The organism is Micromonospora sp. NPDC047753 (assembly GCF_040642735.1).
Taxonomy (GTDB): Bacteria; Actinomycetota; Actinomycetes; order Mycobacteriales; family Micromonosporaceae; genus Micromonospora.
The window spans coordinates 1-6,583 of record NZ_JBEYSL010000386.1; the positions used below are offsets into that span (position 1 = coordinate 1).

Genomic DNA, 6,583 nt, shown 5'->3' on the forward strand with positions numbered 1-6,583 from the left:
GGAGCGCCACGCCTCGGCGAGGGGGACGACGTGGTCGATGTCGACATCGGAGGCCGCCAGCCGGGCCCGCGACGCCGCCCGTCGGCGGGCCCGCACCGCGCGGCGCAAGGTCGGCCCGGTCGCCCGGCGCGGTGCCCGGCTGACCCGGGACGGGCTGCTGCGTGAGTACTACCGGGCCGAGTTGCGGCGGCCGGTCGACCCGACGCTCGCGGTGTACGCGGCGTACTGGTACCGGGGCTACTCCTGCAACCCGGCGGCCATCTACGAGGTCGCCCGCCGGTTGGCGCCGGGGGTGCGCGGGGTGTGGGTGGTGCGCCGGGACCGGGTGGAGGCCGTGCCGGCCGGGGTGGAGTACGTGGTGGCCGGCACGCCGGCGTACTACCGGGTGCTCGCTCGCGCCCGGTGGCTGGTCAACAACGTCAACTTTCCGGACTTCGTCCGCAAGCGACCGGAACAGGTGCACGTGCAGACCCACCACGGCACGCCGGTCAAGGTGATGGGGCTTGATCAGCAGCGCCACCCGATCGGCGCGGGCCGGATGGACTTCGCCGGGCTGCTGCGCCGGGTGGACCGCTGGGACTACAGCGTCAGCGCCAACAGCTTCTCCACCCAGATGTGGGACCGGGCGTACCCGGCCACGTACACCACGCTCGAGGTGGGGTACCCGCGCAACGACCGCCTGGTCACCGCGGGCCCGGACGAGGTGCGCCGACTCCGCGCGGAGTTCGGCCTCGACCCCGACGAGCAGGTCGTCCTGTACGCCCCGACGCACCGCGAGCACCTGCCCGGCTACCGGCCACCGTTCGACCCGGACCGGTTCGTCCAGGCGCTGGGTGACTCGGGCCGGTTGCTGATGCGCAGTCACTACTTCCACGACCGTGATCGACGCCCCGGCCAGCCGAGGGACTGGGAGCGGGTTCGGGACGTCAGCGGCCATCAACGGGTGGAGGATCTGTACCTGGTGGCGGATGTGCTGGTCACCGACTACTCGTCGGCCATGTTCGACTATGCGGTGTTGGACCGGCCGATCGTGCTCTACACCCCGGACTGGGAGGCGTACCGGCTGGCCCGGGGGGTCTACTTCGACGTCACCGCCGAACCGCCGGGCGCGGTGGCCTCCACTTTCGCCGATCTGCTCGATGTGTTCCGTACCGACGGGGTGCGCTCGGACGCGGCGACCAAGGCCCGCGAGCATTTCCGGGCCCGGTTCTGCACGTTGGACGACGGGCGGGCGGCGGAGCGCGTGGTGCGGCGGGTGTTCCTCGGGGAGCCGGACGAGCGGTCCACGCGCTGCTGATCGCGGTTTCTGTCGTGTAATAGCAGTGTCATCGATCGAACATGAGACGTTTACCCGATGTCACAAACCCATGATCCTGGTCACAGTCTTGGGGGGTTCGGCCTACGCGCGCTGGGGGGGGAAGACGGTGAGCACCGTCACGCTCAAGGATGTGACCAAGGTTTTCCGAGATGGCACGCTGGCCGTCGACAGCATCAACCTCGATGTGACCGACGGCGAATTCCTGGTGCTGCTCGGGCCTTCCGGGTGCGGTAAGTCGACAGTGCTGCGAATGATCGCCGGGCTGGAGGAGCCGACCACCGGTGCGGTGATGCTCGACGGGGAGTTGGCGAACGACCTCCCCCCTCGCGACCGTCGGATCGCCATGGTCTTTCAGGACTTCGCCCTCTACCCGCACATGACCGTCGGCGACAACATCGCCTTTCCGCTGCGACTGGCCGGGGTCGAGCCAGAGCCGCGGGGCGAGCGGGTCAGCGACGTGGCGAGCGCGCTGGGCATTGGTGACGTGCTGGCCCGCAAGCCCGGCCAACTCTCCGGCGGGCAGCGGCAGCGGGTGGCGATGGGCCGCGCGATCGTCCGCCGGCCCGGCCTGTTCCTGATGGACGAGCCGCTGTCCAACCTGGACAGCGGCCTGCGCGCCGAGTTGCGCGCGGAGATCTCCGGCCTGACCCGCGAGCTGGGCGTCACCACTGTCTACGTCACGCACGACCAGGCCGAGGCGCTCACCATGGCCGACCGGGTGGCGATCATGCGCCGCGGCGTGCTCCAGGACGTGGGCACACCGACCCAGGTGTACGGCCGGCCGGCGACGCTCTACGTCGCGGCGTTCCTGGGCAGCCCACGGATGAACCTGCTGGAGGCGTCGGTCTACGTCCATCTCGACCGGTACGTCACGCTCAACCTCGGTGACCAGTCGCTCTACCTGCCCTGGAACGACATCCGCAGTCGGGCGGTGGCGCACTACCACGGTGAGCGGATCGTGGTCGGCATGCGGGCCGAGGCGCTCACCCCGGTCGCACCCGACAGCCCCGGCGACGTGCTGCGCGGGCGGATCCGCTACCTGGAGCACCACGGGCACGAGTCCCTGGCGTTCCTCGACATCGGAGCGACCGCGATCGTGGTCGACGAGATGGGTGCCCCGCTCGACCCGCCGCCGGTCGGCCAACGCGGCCTACGCCGCTTCGGCTCGGTGATGCAGCGGCTCACCGGCAAGCCGGTGGACGCGCAGGAGGCTCCGGCCAGTGGCGTCCAGACCAGCGTGCTCCCCGATCCGGGCCGGCACCACCGCCGCCCGGCGGAGCTGGCGGTGCGGCTGGCGCCGTACCCGGCGGTCAGCGCCGGTCACCCGCTCGCCGTCTCGGTACGGATGGACGCGCTGCACTTCTTCGACGAGCGTGGCGACCGGATCGACGTGGGTTGGCGCTGACGACGTCTGACCGTGCCCTGGCGGCGAAATCGCTGGTTGCCGGCCTGGTTACCGGTTAGTAACGTCAGGCCATGACTATCGACTCCCGCCAGGTGGCAGCCGGCATGCTGGAAGCGGTGCCGTTCGCTCGCACGCTCGGTATCGAGTTCGTCGAGGTGGCACCCGAGGCGGAGGGCGGCGTGCGGGCAGTCGTCCGGCTGCCCGACTCGGCGGCCACCCACAACCACATCGGCGGACCGCACGCCGGCGCCATGTTCACCCTCGGCGAGACGGCCTCCGGCGCGGTCGTGCTGGCAGCCTTCGGTCAACTGCTCGACCGGGCCGTGCCACTGGCCGTCCGGGCCGAGATCGCCTACCGGAAACTCGCCATGGGTCCGGTGCTGGCCACCGCGCGACTCGGCCGGCCGGCGGCCGAGGTGACCGAGGAGTTGGCGGCCGGTCGACGACCGGAATTCCCCGTCGCGGTCCAGATCACCACCGAGGACGGCAAACCGACCTCGGAGATGACAGTGATCTGGACGTTGCGACCGAACTGAAACGCCTCAGGGCGGCCGAAACGGGTTTGCGCGCCCAGCAGGGTGGATAGATTCGTACCGTGCTGGGCCTACCTGCTCACGTGACCGCCTGTCTCTTCGACCTGGACGGTGTGCTGACGCAGACCGCCCGCGTACACAACGCCGCCTGGGCGCAGACGTTCGACGAGTTCCTCCGCCAGCGCGCCACGACCTCCGGCGAACCGTTCCAACCGTTCGACCCGGGCCCGGACTACAACCGCTACGTCGACGGCCGCCCCCGGGCCGACGGCGTGCGGTCGTTCCTCGCCTCCCGAGGGATCGTGCTGCCCGAGGGCAGCCCGGACGACCCGCCGGAGGCGGAGACCGTCAACGGCCTGGGCAACCGCAAGAACGTCCTGCTGCTGCACCGTCTGCGTACCGCAGGCGTCGAGGTCTACCCGGGCTCGGTGCGGTATCTGAAGGCGGCGACCGCTGCCGGGCTCCGCCGAGCCGTGGTCACCGCCAGCGCGAACGGGGGCGAGGTGGTCGCCGCCGCCGGGCTGGAGCCGCTGCTGGAGGCCCGGGTGGACGGGATCGTCGCCCGCACGCAGGGGCTGCGCGGCAAACCACACCCCGACTCGTTCCTCGCCGGAGCCAGGCTGCTCGGCGTCGACCCGCCGCAGGCCGCCGTCTTCGAGGACGCGCTCTCCGGGGTGGCCGCCGGCCGCGCCGGTGGCTTCGGCTACGTGGTCGGCGTCGACCGGGTCGGGCAGGCCGACGAGCTGCTGGCCCACGGGGCCGACATCGTGGTGACCGACCTCGCCGACCTGCTCGACAGCGCGAACCCGCCGGCGCCGAACCGCACCGCCACCGACCCGCTCGCCGCCGAACGAGGCTCCGGATGATCCGGGAGCGCGCCTACCCGGTCGAGCCGTGGCACGTCCGGGAGACCCGGCTGGACATGGACGTGCTGGCCCAGTCGGAGTCGGTCTTCGCGCTCTCCAACGGGCACGTCGGCCTGCGGGGCAACCTCGACGAGGGCGAACCGCACGGCCTGCCCGGCACCTACCTCAACTCGTTCTACGAGCTGCGTCCACTGCCGTACGCGGAGGCGGGCTACGGCTTCCCCGAGTCCGGGCAGACCATCGTCAACGTCACCAACGGCAAACTGATCCGGCTGCTGGTCGACGACGAACCGCTCGACGTGCGTTACGGCGAGCTGATCGCCCACGAGCGGATCCTCGACCTGCGGGCCGGCACGCTGCACCGGGAGCTGCACTGGCGCTCGCCCGCCGGCCGGGAGGTCAAGGTCCGCAGCACCCGTCTCGTCTCCTTCACCCAGCGGTCCGTGGCCGCCATCAGCTACGAGGTGGAGGCCGTCGACGGCCCGCTGCGGCTGATCGTGCAGTCCGAGTTGGTGGCGAACGAATCGCTGCCCGCGCAGAGCAAGGACCCCCGGGTCGCGGCGGTGCTGGAGTCGCCGCTCCAGGCCGAGGAGGAGCTGACCACCCCAGACGGCGGCCAGCTGATCCACCGCACGAAGGTCTCCGGTCTGCGGGTCGCCGCCGCCATGGAGCACGAGGTGCACGGCCCGGACCACACCACCATCGAGTCCGAGGGTTACCAGGACTGGGTCCGGACCACCATCGCCTGCGTGCTCCAGCCCGGCGAGAAGCTGCGGGTGATCAAGTATCTGACGTACAGCTGGTCGAGTCGCCGCTCCCTGCCGGCGTTGCGCGACCAGGTCGGCGCGGCACTGGCCGGTGCCCGACTCGACGGATGGGACGGGCTGCACCGGGAGCAGCGCAACTACCTCGACGCGTTCTGGGACGCCTCCGACGTGCTGGTCGAGGGCGACCCGGAGGTGCAGCAGGCGGTCCGCTTCGGGCTCTTCCACGTGTTGCAGGCCGGCGCGCGGGCCGAGCAGCGGCCGATCTCGGCGAAGGGGCTGACCGGCCCCGGTTACGACGGACACGCCTTCTGGGACACCGAGATGTTCGTCCTTCCGGTGCTCACGTACACCCAGCCGAGCGCGGTGCGCAGCGCGTTGCAGTGGCGACACAGCACGCTGGATTCGGCGCGGGAGCGCGCGGAGACGCTCAACCTCAAGGGTGCCGCCTTCCCCTGGCGCACCATCGCCGGCCCGGAATCATCCGGGTACTGGCCGGCCGGAACGGCAGCCTTCCACATCGCCGCCGACATCGCCGACGCCGTGCGCCGCTACGTGATGGTCACCGGGGACACCCAGCTGGAACGGGAGATCGGGCTGGAGCTGCTGGTGGAGACCGCCCGGCTGTGGCGCTCGATCGGCCACCACGACCGGCACGGGCAGTTCCACATCGATGGTGTCACCGGCCCGGACGAGTACACCGCAGTGAAGAACGACAACGTCTACACCAACCTGATGGCGCAGCGGAACCTGCTCGCCGCCGCCGACGTGGTCATGCGCCACCGGGACGAGGCGTTCCACCTCGGGGTCACCGACGAGGAGGCCGCGAGCTGGCGCGACGCCGCCACCTCCATGCACGTCCCGTACGACGATGAGCTCGAGGTCCACCAGCAGGTGGAGGGCTTCACCCGACTTCAGGAATGGGACTTCACGCACACACCGGCGGAGAAGTACCCGTTGCTGCTGCACTACCCGTACTTCGAGCTGTACCGCAAGCAGGTGGTGAAGCAGGCCGACCTGGTCCTCGCCATGCACTGGCGGGGAGACGCCTTCACACCCGAGGAGAAGGTGCGCAACTTCCTTTACTACGAGCGCCGCACCGTACGCGACTCGTCGTTGTCGGCGTGCACCCAGTCGGTGCTCGCCGCCGAGGTGGGCCACCCCGAACTCGCGCACACCTACCTGCGTGAGGCCGCGTTGATGGACCTGCACGACCTCAACGAGAACACCCGCGACGGCGTCCACATGGCGTCGTTGGCCGGCGCGTGGCTCGCCCTGGTCAGCGGGTTCGGCGGTCTACGCGACCACGACGGCGAGCTGTCCTTCGCCCCCCGGCTCTCCAGCCGACTCAGCCGGCTGGAGTTCTCGCTCCAGTGGCGGGGGCTGTCGCTGCGGGTGGATGTCCGGCCGCACCAGACGACGTACTCGCTGCGACACGGCGGCCCGGACGACGTGGTGGAGCTGCGCCACCACGACCAGGTGCTGCGGGTGACCTGCGACGAGCCGGTGACGGTACCGGTGCCGCCGGCCGAGCCGTCCGGCCCGCCACCCGAGCAGCCACCGGGCCGGTCCCCGCTGCTGCGGTTGCCAGAACGCGACCAGTGACGGGCGGGGCGGCCTCCGGTGCGGTCGCCTACGTGGGCCTACGGTTCGCACGGCAGCAACGCGCGGCAGTACGGCGGCGCGCCACAGTGGAC

5 protein-coding genes are annotated in these 6,583 nt (G+C 71.0%); all 5 read left to right on the top strand.

From position 1 onward, the window contains the following. Positions 1–1,297: CDP-glycerol glycerophosphotransferase family protein (locus ABZ749_RS26165; RefSeq protein ID WP_357232402.1), on the top strand; the 1,297-nt coding region annotated here is incomplete at its 5' end. Positions 1,298–1,424: 127 nt separating this feature from the next. Next, positions 1,425–2,723 (top strand): ABC transporter ATP-binding protein, encoded by a 1,299-nt coding sequence (locus ABZ749_RS26170; RefSeq protein ID WP_357232405.1) that lies wholly within the window; start codon positions 1,425–1,427, stop codon positions 2,721–2,723. A 71-nt stretch (positions 2,724–2,794) separates the two neighbouring features. Continuing rightward, entirely contained in the window at positions 2,795–3,259 is a 465-nt protein-coding gene (locus tag ABZ749_RS26175) for a DUF4442 domain-containing protein (RefSeq protein ID WP_357232408.1), read from the top strand. Between the two features lie 59 nt (positions 3,260–3,318). Continuing rightward, complete coding sequence (locus tag ABZ749_RS26180; RefSeq protein ID WP_357232411.1) at positions 3,319–4,122, top strand: beta-phosphoglucomutase family hydrolase; 804 nt, start codon at positions 3,319–3,321, stop codon at positions 4,120–4,122. Further along, positions 4,119–6,491 (top strand): glycoside hydrolase family 65 protein, encoded by a 2,373-nt coding sequence (locus ABZ749_RS26185; protein ID WP_357232414.1) that lies wholly within the window; start codon positions 4,119–4,121, stop codon positions 6,489–6,491. Before ABZ749_RS26180 ends, ABZ749_RS26185 begins: the two co-directional genes overlap by 4 nt. Positions 6,492–6,583: the final 92 nt, after the last annotated feature.

Excerpts from the sequence above, each read along its gene's own strand:
- ABZ749_RS26175 (WP_357232408.1), top strand. The coding sequence starts at position 2,795 with ATGACTATCGACTCCCGCCAGGTGGCAGCCGGCATGCTGGAAGCGGTG.
- ABZ749_RS26185 (WP_357232414.1), top strand. The coding sequence starts at position 4,119 with ATGATCCGGGAGCGCGCCTACCCGGTCGAGCCGTGGCACGTCCGGGAG.